Here is a 19,651-nt window from a genome sequence, read left to right as displayed (position 1 = left end):
GTGCCGAGTCGCCCGGGCGCGCCGTCACGCCGTCACGCCGTCACGCCGCCGCGCGCGACCCGCCATCCGCCTCCGCAACCGCCTCGACCTCCGCGAGGAAGGCCCCGACCACGCGGCGGTAGCGCTCCGGCTCCTCCGCCGAGGGCAGGTGGGAGCTCTGTTCGAACAGCGTCCAGCGGGCGTCCGGAACGGCCTCGACCAGCTCCCCGACCAGGGCGGGCGTCACCACGTCGTGGCGGCCCGACGTGACGAGCACCGGGAGGTCGATCTCACCGAGCCGGGCGGTGACGTCCCAGTCCTTGAGGCTGCCGGTGAGGTTCCACTCGCTGCCGCCCCACAGCGTCTCGTACACGTCCCGGTTCATGCCGGTGAAGGAGCGCACCAGGTGCGGTGGCCACGGGTCGAGGCGGCAGAGGTGGCGCGCGTAGAAGGCCAGGCAGGCCTCCTGGTACTCCGGGTCGTCGGTGGTGCCGGCGGCCTCGTGGCGGTCCAGGACCTCACGCACCCCGGCGGGCAGGGACTCCTTCAGGCGGCGCGTCTCGGCCTGGTAGGCCGGGGCACTGGCGATCGGGCCGCCGAGGACCAGGCTCATCAGCCCCTGGGGGCGGGCGAGCACGTACTCCAGGGCGAGCTGGCTGCCCCAGGAGTGCCCGAGGAGATGGACGGGGTCGAGGCGGAGCGTCTCGCGGACCGCCGCCAGTTCGCCGACGAAGGTGTCGAGGGTCCAGAGGGACGGATCGTCGGGGTGGTCGGACCTGCCGCAGCCGAGCTGGTCGTAGAAGACGACCGGCCGGCCGGTCTCCTCGGGGAGGAGGGCGAGGTCGTCGAGGTAGTCGTGCGAGCAGCCGGGGCCTCCGTTGACGACGAGCAGCGGCGGCCGGCCGCCGGACCGCCGCGCGCCGACGACGCGGTACCAGGTGCGGTGGCCGCGGAACGGCACGGTTCCTTCGGTGACGGACATGATCCGCCTCCTCGTCTCGGCGGCGCCCCTTCCATGATGCGCCCTTCGGAACGGCGCCGTTCGGCCACGTCCGACCGTCGTCGAACCCGGATGGGGGCGCACCCGCGGGATCACTGCCCCGACTCGGCCGTCTCCCGCAGGGCGTCGAGGACCGGCTGGATCAGCGGATGGTCCTCGGCCCCGCGGCGGACCGCGGCGAAGACCCGGCGGGTGGGGGCGACGCCGTCGACCGGGCGGACCACGACGCCGGTGAGGTCGGTGCCGCGCAGCGCGGACCGGGGCACCAGCGCGACGCCCGCACCGGCCGCCGCCAGGGCGACGACGGCGCGGAAGTCGTCGGAGATGTGTTCCATGCTCGGTGCGAAGCCCGCGTACTCGCAGGCGAGGACGGTCACGTCGTGGCAGGGGTTGCCCGCGGACTGACCGATCCACGCGTCCTTGGCGAGGTCGGCGAGGGCGACCCGCTCCACCCCGGCGAGGCCGTGGCCGGGCGGCAGGACGGCGTCGAACGGCTCCGCGTAGAGCGGTACGCGGGTGAGCCGGGCGTCGTCCTCGCCGGGTGCGCCGCGGTACTCGACGGCGACCGCCACGTCGACCTGCCGGTCGAGGACCATGAGCAGGCTCTCGTCGCCTTCGGCGTCCCGCACCCGGACCCGGATGCCCGGCGCGCTGCGGGCCAGGGAGCCGATGGCGGGCGCGACGACGAGGCCGATGCCGGTGGCGAAGGCCGCCACGGTGACCGTGCCGGCCTCGCCCGAGCCGTACGCGGCGAGCTCGGCCTCGGCACGCTCCAGCTGGGCCAGGACGGCGTTGGCATGGCTCAGCAGGATCTCGCCGGCCGGGGTGAGCCGGGCGCCCCGGGCGTTGCGTTCCACCAGGCGGTGGCCGGTCTCCTGCTCCAGGGCGGCGAGCTGCTGGGAGACCGCGGAGGGCGTGAGGTAGAGCGCGGCGGCAGCCGCCGTGACGGTCCGGTGGTCGGCCACCGCCCGGAGGATGTGCAGCCGCCGCGCTTCGATCATGCCCCTAGTTTCGCAGGGCGGCCCGCGCGTCGACGAACGCGTCCACAGCGCGGTTGACGTCGTCCACGGAGTGGGCGGCCGACAGCTGCACGCGGATGCGCGCCTGGCCCTGCGGCACGACCGGGTACGAGAAGCCGATCACGTACACACCGCGCTCCAGGAGCAGCTCGGCCATGCGGCCGGCCTCGGCGGCGTCACCGATCATGACGGGGGCGATGGCGTGGTCGCCGGGGAGGATGTCGAAGCCCTCCTCGGTCATCCGGTGGCGGAAGAGCTCGGTGTTGGTGCGGAGCCGCTCGCGCAGGTCGCCGGCCGACTCCAGCAGGTCGAGGACCTTGAGGGAGGCGGCGGCGATGACCGGGGCCAGGGTGTTGGAGAACAGGTACGGGCGGGACCGCTGGCGCAGCAGGGCGACGATCTCGGCGCGGGCGGCGACGTAGCCGCCGGAGGCGCCGCCGAGGGCCTTGCCGAGGGTGCCGGTGATGATGTCGACACGGTCCATGACCCCGTGCAGCTCGGGGGTGCCGCGGCCGCCGGGGCCCACGAAGCCGACGGCGTGCGAGTCGTCGACCATGACCATGGCGTCGTAGCGCTCGGCCAGGTCGCAGATCTCGTCGAGCGGCGCGACGTAGCCGTCCATGGAGAAGACGCCGTCGGTGACGATCAGCTTGCGCCGGGCACCGCCGTCGACGGCCTCCTTGAGCTGCTGCTCCAGGTCGGCCATGTCGCGGTTGGCGTAGCGGAAGCGGCGGGCCTTGGAGAGGCGGATGCCGTCGATGATGGAGGCGTGGTTGAGGGCGTCGGAGATGACCGCGTCCTCGGGGCCGAGGAGGGTCTCGAAGACGCCGCCGTTGGCGTCGAAGCAGGAGGAGTAGAGGATCGTGTCCTCCTGGCCGAGGAAGTTCGAGAGGCGCGCCTCGAGCTCCTTGTGGACCTCCTGGGTGCCGCAGATGAAGCGGACGGACGCCATGCCGTAGCCCCAGCGGTCCAGGGCCTCGTGGGCGGCGGAGACGACCTCGGGGTGGTCGGCGAGGCCGAGGTAGTTGTTGGCGCAGAAGTTCAGCACCTCTCCGGGGCGGCCGCCCGCGGTGACCTCGACGGTCGCGGACTGGGGGGTGCCGATGACCCGCTCCGGCTTGTGGAGGCCGGCCTGCTGGATCTCTTCGAGGGTGGTGCGGATGCCGTCGCGTACGGAATCGAACATGTGGGTGCAGCTCCTGAAGTTCGGACGATCCGGGGGGATCAGGCGGTCCAGTCGAGGATGATCTTGCCGCCCTTGCCGGACGCGGCGTCGTCGAAGGCGGCGTCGAAGTCGCGGTAGTCGTAGCGGCCGGTGATCACCGGGGCGAGGTCGAGGCCACCCTCCAGGAGCACCGACATCGCGTACCAGGTCTCGAACATCTCGCGGCCGTAGATGCCCTTGATGGTGATCATCGAGGTGACGATCTTCGCCCAGTCGACCGAGAAGTCCTCGCTCGGCAGGCCGAGCATGGCGATCTTGCCGCCGTTGGTCATGTTGGCGACCATCTCGCGCATCGCGCGCGGGTTGCCGGACATCTCCAGGCCGACGTCGAAGCCCTCCTTGAGCCCGAGAGTGCGCTGGCCGTCGGCGATGCTCTGCTCGGCGACGTTCAGCGCCAGCGAGACACCGGTCTTGCGGGCCAGCTCCAGGCGCTCCTCGCTGACGTCGGTGATGACGACGTGGCGGGCACCGGCGTGCTTGGCGACGGCCGCGGCCATGATGCCGATCGGGCCGGCGCCGGTGACCAGGACGTCCTCGCCGACCAGCGGGAAGGACAGGGCGGTGTGCACGGCGTTGCCGAAGGGGTCGAAGATCGCGGCGACGTCGAGGTCGACGGGGACCCGGTGCACCCAGACGTTCGAGGCGGGCAGCACGACGTACTCGGCGAAGGCGCCGTCGCGGCCGACGCCGAGGCCGACGGTGGCGCGGCAGAGGTGGCGGCGGCCGGCCAGACAGTTGCGGCACTTGCCGCAGACGAGGTGGCCCTCGCCGCTGACCAGGTCGCCGACGTTGACGTCCGCGACGTCGCGGCCGGTCTCGACGACCTCGCCGACGAACTCGTGGCCGACGGTCAGCGGGGTCGTGATGGTCTTCTGCGCCCAGCCGTCCCAGGAGCGGATGTGCAGGTCCGTGCCGCAGATACCGGTCCGCTTGACCTTGATCAGGACGTCACCGGGGCCCGCCTCGGGCATGGGCACGTCCGCGAGCCAGAGTCCCGGCTCCGCCTTCTGCTTGACCAGCGCCTTCAATGTCACGGCTCCCGACGTACGTGTCCTGTGATGATCCGGGTCCGGGCGCGGCGAAGCACCCAAGATCCCTGGAAGAAAATCTCCCGCACGTCGGGCCCGTGGTCCATCGAGGTTTTCTTAAGCGGGCGCGCAGATCAGCTTCACGCCCCTGGCGGGGGCGCCGCCGGCGTCAACCTGCGGTGCCCTCGAGTACCGACATGGCCGCATTGTGGCCGGGTACGCCGCTCACGCCGCCGCCACGCACGGCGCCGGCGCCGCACAGCAGCACGTTGGCGTGTGCCGTCTCGACGCCCCACCGGCTCCCCGGCCCTTCCGCGAAGGGGAAGGAGAGGTCGCGGTGGAAGATGTGCCCGCCGGGGAGCCGCAGCTCGCGTTCGAGGTCGAGGGGCGTCTTCGCCTCGATGCAGGGCCGCCCGTCGGCGTCACGGGCCAGGCAGTCGGCGATCGGCTCGTCGAGGCGTGCGTCGAGCTGGTCGAGGGTGGCCTTCAGGAGCGCGTCGCGGGCGCCGTCGGGGTCGGCGGCGAAGAGCCGGGCGGGGGCGTGCAGACCGAAGAGGGTGAGGGTCTGGTAGCCGCGGGCGGCGGCCTCGGGGCCGAGGATGCTCGGGTCGGTGAGGGTGTGGCAGTAGATCTCGGCGGGCGGGGCGGCGGGCAGCCGGCCGGCCGCGGCCTCGGCGTACGACGTGGCCAACTCCCCGTATCCCTCGGCGATGTGGAAGGTGCCGGAGAAGGCCTCGCGCGGGTCGACGGCGCGGTCCCGGAGCCGTGGCAGCCGGGTGAGCACCATGTTGACCTTCAGCTGTGCGCCCTCCGCCGGCGGCAGGGCGGGCTCGCCGAGCAGGGCGGCGAGCGCCTGCGGGGAGGCGTTCACCAGGACGCGCTCCGCCCCGACGACGCCCTCCCCGTCGGCGGTGCGGTAGGCGACCTCGGCGCGGTGGCCGTCGGTCTCGATCCGGGTGGCCTCGTGGCCGGTGAGGATCGTGGCGCCGGCGTCCCGGGCCGCGGCGGCGAGGGCGTCGGTGAGGGCGCCCATGCCGCCCACGGGGACGTCCCAGTCGCCGGTGCCGCCGCCGATGACGTGGTAGAGGAAGCAGCGGTTCTGGAGCAGCGAGGGGTCGTGGGCGTCGGCGAAGGTGCCGATGAGGGCGTCGGTGAGGACGACCCCGCGGACCAGGTCGCTGGCGAAGTGCTTCTCGACCGCGACCCCGATGGGCTGCTCGAAGAGCATGTCCCAGGTCTCGTCGTCGTCGACCCGGGCGCGCAGCGCGTCCCGGCTCGGCAGCGGCGCGGTGAGGGTGGGGAAGATCCGGCGCGCGGCCCGGGCCGTACGCCCGTAGAAGGCCTCCCAGGCCTCGTGCTCGCGGTCGGAGCCGGTGAGCGCGGCGAAGGAGGCCCGGGTGCGGTCGCGGTCGCCGCCGACGAGCAGGCCGGAGTCGCCGTACGGGGTGTAGGAGGAGACGGACCGTTTCCGCACGGCGAAGCGCAGTCCGAGGTCACGGACGATCTTCTCGGGGAGGAGCGAGACGAGGTACGAGTAGCGGGAGAGCCGGACGTCGACCCCGGCGAAGGGCCGCGTGGAGACGGCGGCCCCGCCGGTGTGGTCGAGCCGTTCGAGGACGAGGACCCGGCGTCCCGCGCGGGCGAGGTAGGCGGCGGCGACGAGGCCGTTGTGTCCGCCGCCGACGATGACGGCGTCGTACGAGCTCTGGGGTGCGGTCGGTGCGGTCATGTCTCTTGCTAACACCTCGCGGGCGCTCCCACCAGGTGCCGTGCGCACGGGTGTTGTGCGCGGCGACGGCCTCGCGCCTGGTCCCCGCACCGCGGGCCCCGTCGCCCCGGCCCCCGCGTCCCCGGGCCGCGGCTCACGCCTCCGTGGCGAGGCGTTCCCGGCAGTGGGTCTCGTCCTGACGGGCGGCGCGGGTGTCGGGGTGGTCGAAACCGAGGAGTCGGGTGCGGACCTCGGTGACCTGGCGGTACTCGGCCAGGGCCTCCGACCAGCGGCCCAGCCAGCCGAGGGCGATGGCGGTCTCACGGCGGCTGGCCAGGGTGTCGGCGTGGTCGGCGCCCAGGACGCGCGTGCGGGCGGCGCAGACGGCGCGCGCCTCCGTGAGCGCCTCGTCCCAGCGCCCGAGCCGGCCCAGGTTCACACCGAGGCCGTGGCGGGCCCGCAGCGTCTCCTGGTCCTCGGGGCCGGCGTTCCGGGTGCGGGCCGCGACGAGTTCGCGGTAGAGGACGGCGGCCTCCTCGGCGCGCCCGAGCCGGCCCAGACAGATCCCGGCCTCGTAGCGGGCGGCGAGGGTGTCGGGGTGGTCCGGGCCGAGGACGGCCCGGCGCGCCTCGGCGACCTCCCGGTACTGGTCGAGCGCGGCCGGCCAGCGGCCGAGCCTGCCCAGCGCGTGGCCGACCTCGTGGCGGGTGGCCAGGGTGTCGGGGTGGTCGCCACCGAGCAGCCGGGCGCGGGCGTCGGCCACCTCGCGCGCCGTGGCGTAGGCCTCCGGGACCCGGCCGATCCGGACGAGGGTGAAGGCCAGGTTGTGGCGGCAGCGCAAGGTGTCCGGATGCTCGGCGCCCATGGTGCGTTCACGGGCGGCGAGCACCGTCTCGTACACCGCGTGCGCCTCTGCGTGCCGGCCGAGGCCGCCCAGGACGTAGGCGGTCTCCTGACGGGCGGCGAGCGTGTCCGGGTGGTCGGCGCCCAGGGCCCTGGCCCGCCCCTCGGCCACGGCGTCGAAGTGGCGCAGCGCTTCGGCGGGCCTGCCCAGGCGGGCCAGGGCGAAGGCGAGTTCGTAGCCGCTGGCGAGCGTGTCGGCGTGGTCGGCGCCGAGGACGTGCGTACGGTCCCGGACGACGGTGCCGAGCAGCGCGGCGGCCTCTTCCCAGCGGCCGAGCCGGCCGAGGCCGAGTCCGGCCCGGTGCCGCCCGGCGAGCACGGCGGCGAGCTCGGCGGCCGTCGTCGGGGCCTGCGCGGAGGTGGCCGGGCGGGCGGCGCCGGTCCATTCGCCGGTCAGGGCGGTGGCCGGGTCGTAGACGTCGGTGGCCCGTCCGGCGGGAGTGGTCGTGGCGGGGCGGCCGGTGCCCATGGCGCGGGCCCATGCGGGCAGCGCGGGCGCCACCGGCGGTACCGGTGGCGGAACGGTCCAGGCTCCGCTCACGCCGACGCGGCCGGTGGTGAGGCGGTCGCGGAGTTCGGCCGCGTCGGAGGGCCTGCCCTCGGGGGTCTTGGCGAGCAGGTCGAGGACGATGAGGTCGAGGTAGTCGGGGAGTTCGGCGCGGTGGCTGCGCAGCGGCGCGGGCTGGGTGTCGCGGTGCCCGATGAGGATGGCCCAGGTGTCGTCCAGGTCGAAGGGCGGGACACCGGTGGCCAGCTCGTAGAGGACGCAGCCCAGCGAGTACAGGTCGCTGCGGTGGTCGACCTCGCCGCCGCCGATCTGCTCCGGGCTCATGTAGTGCGGGGTGCCCATGGCGATGCCGGTGCCGGTGAGCCGGGAGGTGAAGCCGATGTCGGCGCCGAGGCGCGCTATCCCGAAGTCGCAGATCTTCACCGTGCCCTCGCCGAGCCGCACGATGTTCGCGGGCTTCAGGTCGCGGTGCACGACGCCCTGGCGGTGGGTGTAGGCGAGGGCGTCGGCGACCTGCTCGGCGATGTCGACGACCTGGGTGACGGGGAGCGGCTGCTTGCGGTTGTCGGCGAGGAGCTGGCTGAGATTGCGGCCGTCCAGCAGTTCCATGACGAGGAAGAGCACGCCGTCGGACTCGCCGAAGTCGTGCACGACGGTGATGCCGCGGTGCTGGAGCGCGGCGGCGACGCGCGCCTCGCGGCGGAAGCGCTCGCGCAGCACGGCGAGGTTGTCCGGGTTGCGCTGCTGGCCGAGCGGCCGGAGGCACTTCACGGCGACGCGCCGGCCGAGCGACTCGTCCGTCGCCCGCCACACCTCGCCCATGCCGCCCCGGCCGATCACCTCCTGCAGCCGGTACCGGCCCTGGATCAGCCTGGTGTCCGTGTCCGCCATCGCGTGCTGTCGCCCCCGTTTGCCCCGTTGTCGTGCCGCTCCCTCCCCGGCCCGTCCAGTATGGCGGCCGCGGTCCGCAGACTGTACGGCACGGGTCGGGTATGTGGGCCGAGCCGCTCCATCGCGCGCAGGATGTGCCCCGGGGGCAGCCGCCAGCGGAGCCGGTCGGGCACGCACCGGAGGAGGTTGGCCAGGGCCGTGAGCCGGTACGTGACGCGCTCGGGCGGCGGCGCGGGCCGGCCGTACAGCTCGTGGGCGTACGGGGGCAGGGTGTCGTACGCGAGGGCGGACACGCGCCGCCAGATCACCTCGCGCGCGGGGCGCAGCGCCGGTGCGACCGGTGGTCTGCGCAGGAAGGCGTCCACGGTGAGCGCGTCGGCACCGCCGGTCAGCTTCGGGCGGATCTCCTCGAAGTAACGGGCGAGCGCGGCGGTGCTGCCGGGCACCTCGTCGGGGTCGAGGCCCACGAGCCGGGCGGAGACGCGCTGTTCGTCGACGTACCGGTCGGCCTGGGCGTCCGTCAGCGGGATGCCGGAGCGGCGGACCACGTGGAGGTACGAGTCGATCTCGGCGCAGTGCACCCACAGCAGCAGTTCGGGGGCGTCGACGCCGAGCAGCCGGTGGATCTTGCGCACCCTGGCGCCGGCGGCCTCGGCCGCCTCGGAGGTGCCGTAGCTGAGCGTGCCGACGAAGCTCGCCGTCCGCATGAGCCGTCCCCAGGGGTCCCGGCGGAAGTCGCTGTTGATCATGACTCCGCGGACGGCGACGGGATGCAGCGCCTGGAGGTACAGGGCGCGCACCCCGCCGATCCACATGACGGGGTCGCCGTGGAGCTGCCAGGTCACGGACCCGGGACCGAAGAGTCCCGGGTCGGCGTCGTGCTTCGTCGCGTCCGACCGCATGGCTTCAGGCTAGGGCCGGGGCCCGTACGGGTCGACGGGTCAGCGCCAGACCGTCTGCGCGGAGTCGAGCTGGACCCAGGTGATCGGGTTGCCGGTGTTGGCGCCGAAGACGCTGACCGAGCCCGCCGTGTTGATCTCCAGGCGGCAGGCGTTGATGCCCTGGCTGTTGTTGCGGGGCACGGCCGCGCGCACGTAGCCGGTCGGCAGCGCGAAGCCGTCGGGCAGGCGGCCTATCTTGGCGTCGCCGGTGAGGTTGCAGGTGACCAGGCCGCGGGCCTGGAGGAACGTGGTGCCGGCGATGGTGACGAGCCGGACCTCGGGGATCGCGGTCGCGTTCGGGGTGATGCCGGGCTCCAGGACGAGCGGGGTCCAGGCTCCGGCGTCGACCGTGCCGGGGTCGGCGGCCGCCGGGGTCGCGGCGGCGAGGCCGCCGACGGTGAGGGCGGCGGGCAGGGCGAGGGCCGCGCCGAGGACGCTGCGGCGGTTCTGCGACATGGTGGTGGGCTCCTTGGTGCCGGGAAGGTGTGGGGGTCAGCGCCAGACGGCGCTGACGTTGTCGAGCTGCGCCCAGGCGATGGGGTTGGTCGTGCGTCCGCCGTAGAGCCGCACCGCGCGGTCGGTGCCGACCTCGACGCGGGCGACGGCGGGGCCGCCGAGGGCGTTGTCGCGCGGCACGGTGGCGCGGGCGACGACGCTCGGGGTGAGCGAGTCGGGCAGGGTGCCGAGGACGGTGTCGGCAGTGAAGGGGCCCTTGACCCCGCCGGAGAGCTGGAGGGTCGTGGTGCCGGCGAGGCTGATCAGGCGTCCCTGCGGGGCGTTCTGATCAGCGGTCACCCCGGCTGCCAGGGTGATCGGCTGCCAGTCCGTGAGGACCTTCACGCCGTCGGTCTCGGGGGCCGCCGAGAGGGACAGGATCGTGCAGGTGCGCGGGCCGGGGTCCTCGCAGGCGAACCCGAAGTGCAGGTGCGGGACACCGTCGCGGACGGAGACGGCCATCCCCTCCGCCTCGCGCCACGTCAGGCCGGGGCCGGCCGTGATGTGCTGGTGGTCGAGCAGGGCGCCGGTGGCCCAGTCGATGGCGGCGATGTGCGTGTTGCCGGGCAGCGGGGCGGCGTCGAGGCTCTGGCCCTTCAGGGTGTACAGCACGCCGCCGTGGGACGCGTATCCCTGGAAGTCGACGCCGTCCGCGGGGACGGCCGGGGTGAGCCGCTGCTTGGCCTGCCAGACCCCGGCCGCCGCCTGGGCCAGGTCGTACCGCTCGAAGGTCATCACGCCGTTGAGGTTGAAGCGGACCACGAGCTCGTCGGCGCTGCGGTCGATCGTCGGGGTGATGCCGCGGCACGCCGGGTCGGGCCGGTACGGCGGCGTGTGGGCCGAGGAGCCGTAGTCGACGGTCGTCCCGGTCTGGAACGGGAAGCTGGTCACGGCCGTGCCGTAGCCCTCGTTCTTGCTGTTCGGCGAGGACGCGGTCTCGGTCCAGAGCCAGACCGTCCCGTCACGGTTCTCCACGCCCAGGCTGACGCCGTGTCCGAACCCGCGCAGGTACATGTGGCCGGTGATCGCGCCGGACGGGTTGAGCCGGGTCAGGCACAGGTCGCCCTTGGTCTTGCGGGTCGGGTAGTCGACGGCGGCCGGCTCGTCGGGCAGCTTGACGTCGCCCTGCATGATCTGCAGCACGAAGATGTCGCCGGACGCCGGATCGATGCCGAAGCCCTGCATGACCGTGCTGTTCTGCAGCGGACGCCGGTGGAGCAGTTTGCCCACCGGGCCCGCGATGTCTATCTGTCCTGCGATGGTGACGCTCAACGGCACGGCTCCTCTGACGCATGTGTTTCCGTCATGATCGAACCGCGTCAGTCTGCCACTCCTCCCCCTCCGTCCGGAGGAACCGCGCCGCCGGCCGGCGGCGAGCCCGGGCAGTTCGCCGGTTCTGCCCGGACCGGGACGACGGGCGCTAGCCGGCCTCTTCGGTCCAGTACCGGGCGAGGGCCCCCTCCCGGTACGGTGCCGGGCTCACGCTGAGGTCGCCGGCGAAGGGGCGGTCGAGGACGAAGACGAGCAGCAGGCTGAAGCCGATGAGCGCGGCGACGCAGGAGACGAAGAGGAGCTGGATCCGCATCCTGCGCATGCCGTAGAGGAAGGTGAGCGGGATCAGGACGACCGCGCCGCCGAAGGCCAGGACCTGCAGCAGCGGGGGGAGTTCCTGCTCGGCCATGGTGAGGCGGGCCCGGCGCTGGCCGGCGACGTCGTTGAGTCGGGCGACGGCCTCCTCGTAGAAGACCTCCTCGCGCGCGGTCTTCGGCTCGTACGCCTGGAGCGCGTCGAACACGGCCTGGAGCTTGACGGCGGTGGTCCCGTAGCTCGGTTCTCCCGCACGCATCCGGGGCCACTGGTCCTCCACGACCGCGTGGACGTATCCGCTGAGCGCGGCGTCGACCTGGCCGCGCACCGGGGGCGGGAAGGCTGCGGCGTCGCGCGCGATGAGGGCGACGTCGGTGGCCTCGGTCGCGACGATGGTCTGTGTGCTGTCCAGCTGCGTCCAGAGGGTGACGATCACGAAGGCGAGGATGATCCCGTAGATCGCGCCGAACATGCCCAACGTCACCCCGACCATGTCGTTGTGCTCCCCCTCGGCGAGCGAAGGGTACTTGCGGCGGGCGAGCACGCTCCCGGCGACCGCCAGCGCGACGGTCCCGCCGACGGTGAGGAGGGCCAGGGTGAAGGTGCTGAAGTGGTTGAGCAGCCAGAGCGACATGTGCCGGAATACTAGGGATCGATCACCGCCGGGCGCGTGCCCGGACGTGCCGGGAAAGGCTTGATCACCCGCGCGTGTCTGCCCGGGAACACGTGGTTGCCTCCTCCTTCGGACACGGGAGCAGTGGCTCACCCGTACGGGACGGCAAGTGGGCCGACCGGGCCGCCGGTTCGCCCCGCCGGTCCCGCTTCCGACGTGGACCGTCGCGTTCGGCCCGAGGCCGCCCGGCCCCGGCGGGCCGCGTGTAGGGTGGCGGTGCAGCTGGTTCGCCCCGCCATCCAGGCGGGCGCGTCGCAAGAGGGAACCCGGTGGGAATCCGGGACTGCCCCGCAGCGGTGAGCGGGAACGACCGCCGTCACACAGCACTGGGCCGATGCACACGGCCTGGGAAGCGACGGCCAGTAGGTGTCCTCCGTCAGGAGGGCGTGCCCGCGAGTCCGAAGACCTGCCCGTTGCCCGCACGCGGACGATTCCGCGCGCGGATCTCCCGGCGACCTCGTGGGCGGGTCGGAGTGGAACGAGACGTACGACGGCGCGGGCGCCGGCGCCGCGCGGCGCGTGCTCGTCCCCGTCCCGTCCGTCACCCCTTCGCGCCCCCGTCCCGCCGGGATCTCAGGGATGCAGATCGCGAAGGAGATCTCCGTGAGCACGAAGTCCACGACCGCGGCCGCTCAGGCCACCGTGTACGGCTATCCCCGCCAGGGACCCGGGCGGGAACTGAAGAAGGCCGTCGAGGGGTACTGGAAGGGGCGGGTCGACGCCGCGGCCCTCCGGTCCGTCGCCGCCGAGCTGCGCGCCGCGAACTGGCGGCAGCTGTCCGAGGCCGGTGTCGGCGAAGTCCCCACCGGAGACTTCTCGTTGTACGACCACGTCCTCGACACCACCGTGATGGTGGGCGCGGTGCCCGAGCGGCACCGGGAGGCCGTCGCCGCGGATCCGCTCGCCGGGTACTTCGCCATGGCGCGCGGCACGCAGGACGTGGCCCCGCTGGAGATGACGAAGTGGTTCGACACCAACTACCACTATCTCGTCCCGGAGTTGGGGCCGGACACGGTGTTCTCGGCCGACTCCGCCAAGCAGGTCGCCGAACTGCGCGAGGCACTCGCGCTCGGCCTGACGGCCCGGCCCGTCCTGGTCGGGCCCGTCACCTACCTGCTGCTGGCCAAGCCGGCGCCCGGCGTGGCCGCCGGCTTCGACCCGCTCACGCTGCTCGACCGGCTCCTTCCGGTGTACGCGCAGGTCCTCGCCGATCTGCGGGCGGCCGGCGCGCAGTGGGTGCAGCTGGACGAGCCCGCCCTCGTGCAGGACCGGACGCCGGCCGAGCTGAACGCCGCCGCGCGCGCCTACCGTGACCTCGGTGCGCTCGCCGACCGGCCGAAGATCCTCGTCGCCTCCTACTTCGACCGGCTCGGGGAGGCCCTGCCCGTGCTCGCCAAGGCGCCCGTCGAGGGGCTGGCGCTGGACTTCACCGGACCGGCCGCCACCCACCTCGGCGCGCTCGCCGCCGTGGGCGGACTGCCCGGGAAGCGCCTGGTCGCGGGCGTCGTCGACGGCCGCAACGTCTGGGTCGGCGACCTGGAGAAGTCCCTCGCCGTCCTCGGCACGCTGCTCGGCCTCGCCGACCGCGTGGACGTCTCCGCCTCCTGCTCCCTGCTGCACGTGCCGCTCGACGCGTCCGCCGAGAAGGACGTCGACCCGCAGATCCTGCGCTGGCTCTCCTTCGCCCGGCAGAAGACCGCGGAGGTCGTGACCCTGGCGAAGGGCCTGTCGGCCGGCGCCGGCGCCGTCGCCGGCGAGCTGTCGGCGAACCGCGCGGCGCTCGCCTCCCGCGCGCACTCCCCCGTCACCCGGAACCCGGCCGTGCGCGCCCGCGCCGCGGCCGTCACCGCCGCCGACGCGCGCCGCTCGCAGGCGTACCCCGAACGGGCCGCGGCCCAGCGCGACCGACTGCGCCTGCCGCTGCTGCCGACCACCACGATCGGCTCCTTCCCGCAGACCGCCGAACTGCGCGGCGCCCGCGCGGACCTCCGGGCCGGCCGGATCGACGCCGACGGCTACGCGGAACGCATCCGGGCCGAGATCCAGGAGGTGATCGCCTACCAGGAGAAGACCGGCCTCGACGTCCTCGTGCACGGGGAGCCGGAACGCGACGACATGGTGCAGTACTTCGCCGAGCGGCTCGACGGCTACCTGGCCACCCGGCACGGCTGGGTCCAGTCGTACGGCACCCGCTACGTCCGCCCGCCGATCCTGGCCGGCGACATCTCCCGCCCCGCGCCGATGACCGTCCGCTGGACGGCGTACGCCCAGTCCCTCACGGACCGGCCGGTCAAGGGCATGCTCACCGGCCCGGTCACCATGCTCGCCTGGTCCTTCGTCCGTGACGACCAGCCGCTCGCCGAGACCGCCCGGCAGGTCGCCCTCGCCCTGCGCGACGAGGTGGGCGACCTGGAGGACGCGGGCACGGCGGTCATCCAGGTCGACGAGCCCGCCCTGCGCGAGACGCTGCCGCTGCGCGCCGCCGACCGGCCGGACTATCTCGCCTGGGCGACGGAGGCCTTCCGCCTCACCACCGGCGGGGTGCGGCCGGACACGCAGATCCACACCCACATGTGCTACGCCGAGTTCGGCGACGTCGTCCAGGCCATCGACGACCTCGACGCCGACGTCATCAGCCTGGAAGCGGCCCGCTCCCACATGCAGGTCGCCCGGGAACTCGCCGCCCACGGCTATCCCCGCGAGGCCGGGCCCGGCGTCTGGGACATCCACTCCCCGCGGGTCCCGAGCGCCGAGGAGGCGACGGCCCTGCTGCGCGCCGGTCTGCGGGCCATCCCGGCCGAGCGGCTGTGGGTGAACCCCGACTGCGGGCTGAAGACCCGCGGCTGGGCGGAGACCCGGGCCTCATTGGACCACCTCGTGGCGGCCGCCCGTAGCGTGCGCGGTGAGCTCCCCACCGCCTGATCCCGCTCCTCGCCCCGACCGGCCCGGGGGCGGGCGCGTCGCGCTCCGCCCCGGGCCGGGCCCCTGCCCATCCCCACCAGCTGCAAGGACGGTTCATGGACATCACGACGGTGGTCTACCCGGGAGAGTCGGCGCTCGCGCTCGCGGACGAGTTCGTCCACCTGCGACGGCTCGCCGCGCGCGGGCGGATCCCGGGGCAGGACGACCGGCACGCCCGGGAGTTGCGCGAGCGGATCGCCGAGGAGGCGCGGTCGCCGGGTTTCCTGGCCGTGACGGCGCGGGCGGACAGTCTCCTGTGCGGGTTCGGGACGGCCACCCGCACCCCCGTTCCGTACGCGGGGGAACTGCTGTCCGGGGACGCCCGTGCGCAGGAGTGGCTCGCCGGCGCCGTACGCATCGCGGACCTGGTGGTCGCTCCGGCGGCACGCGGGCGGGGCGTGGCGACGCGGATCCTGGACACGTTGACGGCGCCCGCCGTCGACGACCGGGTCTGGGTGGCGCCCGACCGGCGCGACGCCGGGGCGCTGTCCTTCTTCCGGCACCTGGGCTGGCGGCAGACGGTGTTCCCCCGCCCGGGGGACGGCCCGTCGCGGACGGTGTTCCTCGCACCGGGTCATCCGGCGCTCGCGGGGCTGCCGGTGGTGGGCTGCTGAGGCGCGCCGCCCGGGGACGGACCGGTCGAGCACGGAAGGTGTTGCCTGATCAAGGCCGATCCGGAGAGGTCAAGGTCACAGCTGATCACCCTGCTGCTCCGTTGTGCATCTGGCCTAGCATCCGGGCATGACTGTGCTGCCTGACGACGGCCTTTCCCTGGCCGCCGAGTTCTCCGCAGCGACCCATGCACAGTGGCAGCGCCTCGTGGCGGGCGTGCTGAGCAGGTCGGGCAAGGACATCCCTGACACCGAGGCCGAGGACGCGCTGTCCACCGTGCTGGAGGACGGCCTGCGTGCCCGGCCCCTCTACACGTCCGCCGACGGCGCGCCCGATCCCGGTCTTCCCGGTTTCGCCCCGTTCGTCCGGTCCGGCCGGGCGGAGGGGAACACGGCCGGCGGCTGGGACGTGCGTCAGCGGCACGTGACCGCCGACCCGGAGGCGGTGCTCACCGACCTCGAGAACGGCGTCACGTCCCTGTGGCTGGCCGTGGGGCCGGGCGGCATTGCGGTGACCGAGCTGGACCGGACCCTCCGCGACGTCTACCTCGACCTGGCCCCGGTCGTCCTGGAGGCCGGCCCGGAGACCTCGGCCGCGGCCACCGAACTCCTCGACATCCACACGCGTCGGGGGGTCGCTCCCGAGGCCGTCCGCGGCAACCTCGGTGCCGACCCGCTGGGCACGGAGGCGCGCACCGGCGCCGCGTACGACGGCGACGGCTTCCCCGCCACGGTCGCCCTCGCCCGGCTGTGCGCCGAGGCGTACCCGGGGCTGCGCGCCCTCACCGTGGACGCACTGCCCTACCACGGGGCCGGCGGTTCGGCCGCGCAGGAGCTGGGTGCCTCGCTCGCGACCGGTGTCGCCTATCTGCGGGCGCTGACCGACGGCGGCCTGACGGTCGAGCAGGCCCTCGGGCAGCTGGAGTTCCGCTACGCGGCGACCGCCGACCAGTTCCTGACGATCGCCAAGTTCCGTGCCGCCCGGCGCCTTTGGGCCCGGGTCGCGGAAGCCTGTGGCGTCCCGGCGGCCGGGGCGCAGCTCCAGCACGCGGTGACCTCGCCGGTGATGATGACGGGCCGCGACCCGTGGGTGAACATGCTCCGCACCACCGTCGCCACGCTGGCGGCCGGGGTCGGCGGCGCCGAGTCGGTCACGGTCCACCCCTTCGACCACGCGCTCGGTCTGCCCGACGCGTTCGCCCGCCGGATCGCCCGCAACACGTCGACGATCCTCATCGAGGAGTCGCACCTCGCGCGGGTGATCGACCCGGCCGGCGGCTCCTGGTACGTGGAGTCCCTGACCGACGAACTCGCCCACGCCGCCTGGGAGTTCTTCCAGGAGATCGAGCAGACGGGCGGCCAGGCGGCGGCCCTGCGCTCCGGCGTCCTGCGCGAGCGGCTCGCCGCCACCTGGGCCGAGCGGTCCAAGGCGCTGGCCAAGCGCCGCGAGCCGGTCACCGGCGTCAGCGAGTTCCCGCACCTCGCGGAGAAGCCCGTCGTGCGCGAGCCGGCACCGGCCACGCCGGAGGGGGGCCTTCCCCAGGTGCGGCGCGACGAGGCGTACGAAGTGCTGCGCGCCCGATCCGACGCCCACCTGGCGGCGACCGGCGCCCGGCCGCGGGTGTACCTGGCGGCCCTCGGGCCCGCCGCCGCGCACACCGCACGGCTCACCTTCGCAGCCAACCTGTTCCAGGCGGGCGGCATCGAGCCGGTCACCGAGGGCTCCTTCGAGGACAGCGGGGCCACCGAGGTCTGCCTCTGCTCCAGCGACGCGCTCTACGAGGAGCAGGCCGAGTCCACCGCCGCCGCCCTCCGCGCGGCCGGTGCCGGGCACGTGTCCCTGGCCGGCCGGGGAACGTACGCCGGTGTCGACAGCCACGTCTTCGCGGGGTGCGACGCCGTCGCCGTCCTCTCCGCCACCCTCGACCGCATGGGAGTGTCCTGATGGGAATCCCCGACTTCACCGGGATCGACCTGGGATCCCCGACCCCGGCGGGCAGCGCCGACGAGTGGCGCTCCGCCGTCAAGGGCGCCGCCGGCGGGGACGACCTGCTGTGGGAGACGCCGGAGGGCATCGCGGTCAAGCCGCTGTACACCGGCCGTGACCTGACGGACGTCGACTTCCTCGGGACGTACCCGGGCATGGCGCCGTACCTGCGCGGCCCGTACCCGACGATGTACGTCAACCAGCCGTGGACGATCCGGCAGTACGCGGGCTTCTCCACGGCCGAGGAGTCCAACGCCTTCTACCGGCGGAACCTGGCGGCGGGTCAGAAGGGCCTGTCGGTCGCCTTCGACCTGCCGACGCACCGCGGCTACGACAGCGACCACCCGCGCGTCACCGGCGACGTCGGCATGGCGGGCGTGGCCATCGACTCGATCTACGACATGCGGCAGCTCTTCGACGGCATCCCGCTGGACAAGATGTCGGTGTCGATGACGATGAACGGGGCGGTGCTGCCCGTCCTCGCGCTGTACATCGTCGCGGCCGAGGAGCAGGGGGTGCCGGCGGAGAAGCTCACGGGGACCATCCAGAACGACATCCTCAAGGAGTTCATGGTCCGCAACACCTACATCTACCCGCCGAAGCCGTCGATGCGGATCATCTCCGACATCTTCGCCTTCACGTCGCAGCACATGCCGCGCTACAACTCCATCTCCATCTCCGGCTACCACATCCAGGAGGCCGGTGCGACGGCCGACCTGGAGCTGGCGTACACCCTGGCGGACGGCGTCGAGTACATCCGGGCGGGCCGCGAGGCGGGTCTGGACGTGGACGCGTTCGCGCCGCGCCTGTCGTTCTTCTGGGCGATCGGCATGAACTTCTTCATGGAGGTCGCCAAGCTGCGCGCGGCCCGCCTGCTGTGGGCGAAGCTGGTCAAGGAGTTCGACCCGAAGAACGCCAAGTCCCTTTCGCTGCGCACCCATTCGCAGACCTCGGGCTGGTCGCTGACCGCCCAGGACGTGTTCAACAACGTCACCCGCACCTGCGTGGAGGCTATGGCGGCCACCCAGGGGCACACGCAGTCGCTGCACACCAACGCGCTCGACGAGGCGCTGGCCCTGCCGACCGACTTCTCGGCCCGCATCGCCCGCAACACCCAGCTCCTCATCCAGCAGGAGTCGGGCACCACCCGGGTCATCGACCCGTGGGGCGGCAGCGCCTACGTGGAGCGCCTCACCTACGACCTGGCGCGCCGGGCCTGGCAGCACATCCAGGAGGTCGAGGCGGCCGGCGGCATGGCGCAGGCCATCGACGCGGGCATCCCGAAGCTCCGCGTCGAGGAAGCCGCGGCCCGTACGCAGGCACGGATCGACTCGGGGCGGCAGCCGGTCATCGGCGTGAACAAGTACCGCGTCGACGGCGACGAGCAGATCGAGGTCCTCAAGGTCGACAACTCCTCGGTGCGCGCCCAGCAGATCGACAAGCTGCGGCGGCTGCGCGCGGAGCGCGACGAGCGGGACTGCCAGGCCGCGCTGGACGACCTCACCCGGGCCGCCGGCGGCGAGGGCAACCTGCTGGAGCTGGCCGTGCGCGCGGCCCGCGCGAAGGCCACGGTCGGCGAGATCTCGGACGCCCTGGAGAAGGTGTACGGACGGCACGCGGGCCAGATCCGTACGATCTCCGGGGTGTACCGCAACGAAGCAGGCGAGTCCCCGTCCGTCGACAGCACCCGCGCGCTCGTCGACTCCTTCGAGGAGGCCGAGGGACGCCGTCCCCGCATCCTGGTCGCCAAGATGGGCCAGGACGGCCACGACCGCGGCCAGAAGGTGATCGCGACCGCCTTCGCCGACCTGGGCTTCGACGTCGACGTCGGCCCGCTCTTCCAGACGCCGGCCGAGGTGGCCCGGCAGGCCGTCGAGGCGGACGTCCACATCGTGGGTGTCTCGTCCCTGGCGGCCGGCCACCTCACGCTCGTCCCCGCGCTGCGGGACGAGCTGGCGGCGGAGGGCCGCGAGGACATCATGATCGTGGTCGGCGGGGTCATCCCGCCCCAGGACGTGCCCACGCTCCTGGAGATGGGCGCCGCGGCCGTCTTCCCGCCGGGCACGGTGATCCCGGACGCGGCGGCGGACCTGGTGCGGCGTCTGTCGGCCGACCTGGGGCACGATCTCTGACCC

At 73.6% G+C, this 19,651-nt stretch carries 14 protein-coding genes and 1 riboswitch; of the genes, 4 read left to right on the top strand and 10 right to left on the bottom strand.

Translation table 11 applies throughout. The features are described 5' to 3' along the window. Positions 1-40: 40 nt before the first annotated feature. The 10 genes from AB0M16_RS24330 to AB0M16_RS24285 all read right to left on the bottom strand — a co-directional run bounded on the left by AB0M16_RS24330 (position 41) and on the right by AB0M16_RS24285 (position 11,918). Positions 41-961, bottom strand: coding sequence for a proline iminopeptidase-family hydrolase (locus AB0M16_RS24330; RefSeq protein WP_365346261.1), 921 nt, complete (start codon positions 959-961; stop codon positions 41-43). A 110-nt stretch (positions 962-1,071) separates the two neighbouring features. After that, positions 1,072-1,980: a LysR family transcriptional regulator gene (locus tag AB0M16_RS24325; protein WP_365346259.1), complete on the bottom strand. Its 909-nt coding sequence runs from the start codon at positions 1,978-1,980 to the stop codon at positions 1,072-1,074. 4 nt (positions 1,981-1,984) lie between these two features. Beyond that, positions 1,985-3,184 (bottom strand): glycine C-acetyltransferase, encoded by a 1,200-nt coding sequence (locus tag AB0M16_RS24320; RefSeq protein ID WP_365346257.1) that lies wholly within the window; start codon positions 3,182-3,184, stop codon positions 1,985-1,987. A gap of 38 nt (positions 3,185-3,222) precedes the next feature. Further along, positions 3,223-4,251 (bottom strand): L-threonine 3-dehydrogenase, encoded by a 1,029-nt coding sequence (gene tdh, locus AB0M16_RS24315; RefSeq protein WP_365346482.1) that lies wholly within the window; start codon positions 4,249-4,251, stop codon positions 3,223-3,225. A gap of 169 nt (positions 4,252-4,420) precedes the next feature. Further along, a complete protein-coding gene (locus tag AB0M16_RS24310; RefSeq protein WP_365346255.1) occupies positions 4,421-5,980 on the bottom strand; it encodes an NAD(P)/FAD-dependent oxidoreductase in 1,560 nt (519 codons plus the stop codon). Positions 5,981-6,113: 133 nt separating this feature from the next. Next, the gene (locus AB0M16_RS24305) at positions 6,114-8,261 is read right to left on the bottom strand and encodes a serine/threonine-protein kinase (protein WP_365346253.1); all 2,148 of its coding nucleotides are present in this window, start codon (positions 8,259-8,261) and stop codon (positions 6,114-6,116) included. Beyond that, a complete protein-coding gene (locus tag AB0M16_RS24300) occupies positions 8,237-9,163 on the bottom strand; it encodes an oxygenase MpaB family protein (protein ID WP_365346251.1) in 927 nt (308 codons plus the stop codon). Before AB0M16_RS24300 ends, AB0M16_RS24305 begins: the two co-directional genes overlap by 25 nt. 39 nt (positions 9,164-9,202) lie before the next feature. Continuing rightward, entirely contained in the window at positions 9,203-9,658 is a 456-nt protein-coding gene (locus tag AB0M16_RS24295; protein ID WP_365346249.1) for a hypothetical protein, read from the bottom strand. Between the two features lie 36 nt (positions 9,659-9,694). Continuing rightward, complete coding sequence (locus tag AB0M16_RS24290; protein WP_365346247.1) at positions 9,695-10,969, bottom strand: hypothetical protein; 1,275 nt, start codon at positions 10,967-10,969, stop codon at positions 9,695-9,697. Between the two features lie 148 nt (positions 10,970-11,117). Continuing rightward, positions 11,118-11,918, bottom strand: a complete 801-nt coding sequence (locus AB0M16_RS24285) for a DUF4239 domain-containing protein (RefSeq protein ID WP_365346245.1) — start codon at positions 11,916-11,918, stop codon at positions 11,118-11,120. Between the two features lie 295 nt (positions 11,919-12,213). Further along, a riboswitch (cobalamin riboswitch) is annotated at positions 12,214-12,365 on the top strand. Between the two features lie 195 nt (positions 12,366-12,560). Here AB0M16_RS24285 and metE point away from each other — a divergent pair. From metE to scpA, 4 genes are all read left to right on the top strand, one after another. Then, a complete protein-coding gene (metE, locus tag AB0M16_RS24280; RefSeq protein WP_365346243.1) occupies positions 12,561-14,879 on the top strand; it encodes a 5-methyltetrahydropteroyltriglutamate--homocysteine S-methyltransferase in 2,319 nt (772 codons plus the stop codon). Positions 14,880-14,974: 95 nt separating this feature from the next. Further along, positions 14,975-15,532 (top strand): GNAT family N-acetyltransferase, encoded by a 558-nt coding sequence (locus AB0M16_RS24275; RefSeq protein WP_365346241.1) that lies wholly within the window; start codon positions 14,975-14,977, stop codon positions 15,530-15,532. A gap of 127 nt (positions 15,533-15,659) precedes the next feature. After that, positions 15,660-17,474 (top strand): methylmalonyl-CoA mutase subunit beta, encoded by a 1,815-nt coding sequence (locus AB0M16_RS24270; RefSeq protein ID WP_365346239.1) that lies wholly within the window; start codon positions 15,660-15,662, stop codon positions 17,472-17,474. Continuing rightward, on the top strand, positions 17,474-19,648 hold the full coding sequence (gene scpA, locus AB0M16_RS24265; protein ID WP_365346237.1) for a methylmalonyl-CoA mutase: 2,175 nt from the start codon (positions 17,474-17,476) through the stop codon (positions 19,646-19,648). Before AB0M16_RS24270 ends, scpA begins: the two co-directional genes overlap by 1 nt. Positions 19,649-19,651 lie beyond the last annotated feature (3 nt).

Origin of the sequence: Streptomyces sp. NPDC051921, assembly GCF_040680975.1 — a bacterium.
GTDB lineage: Bacteria > Actinomycetota > Actinomycetes > Streptomycetales > Streptomycetaceae > Streptomyces.
Note: the sequence above shows the minus strand (reverse complement) of the source record. Positions and strands in the feature narration are given on the sequence as shown.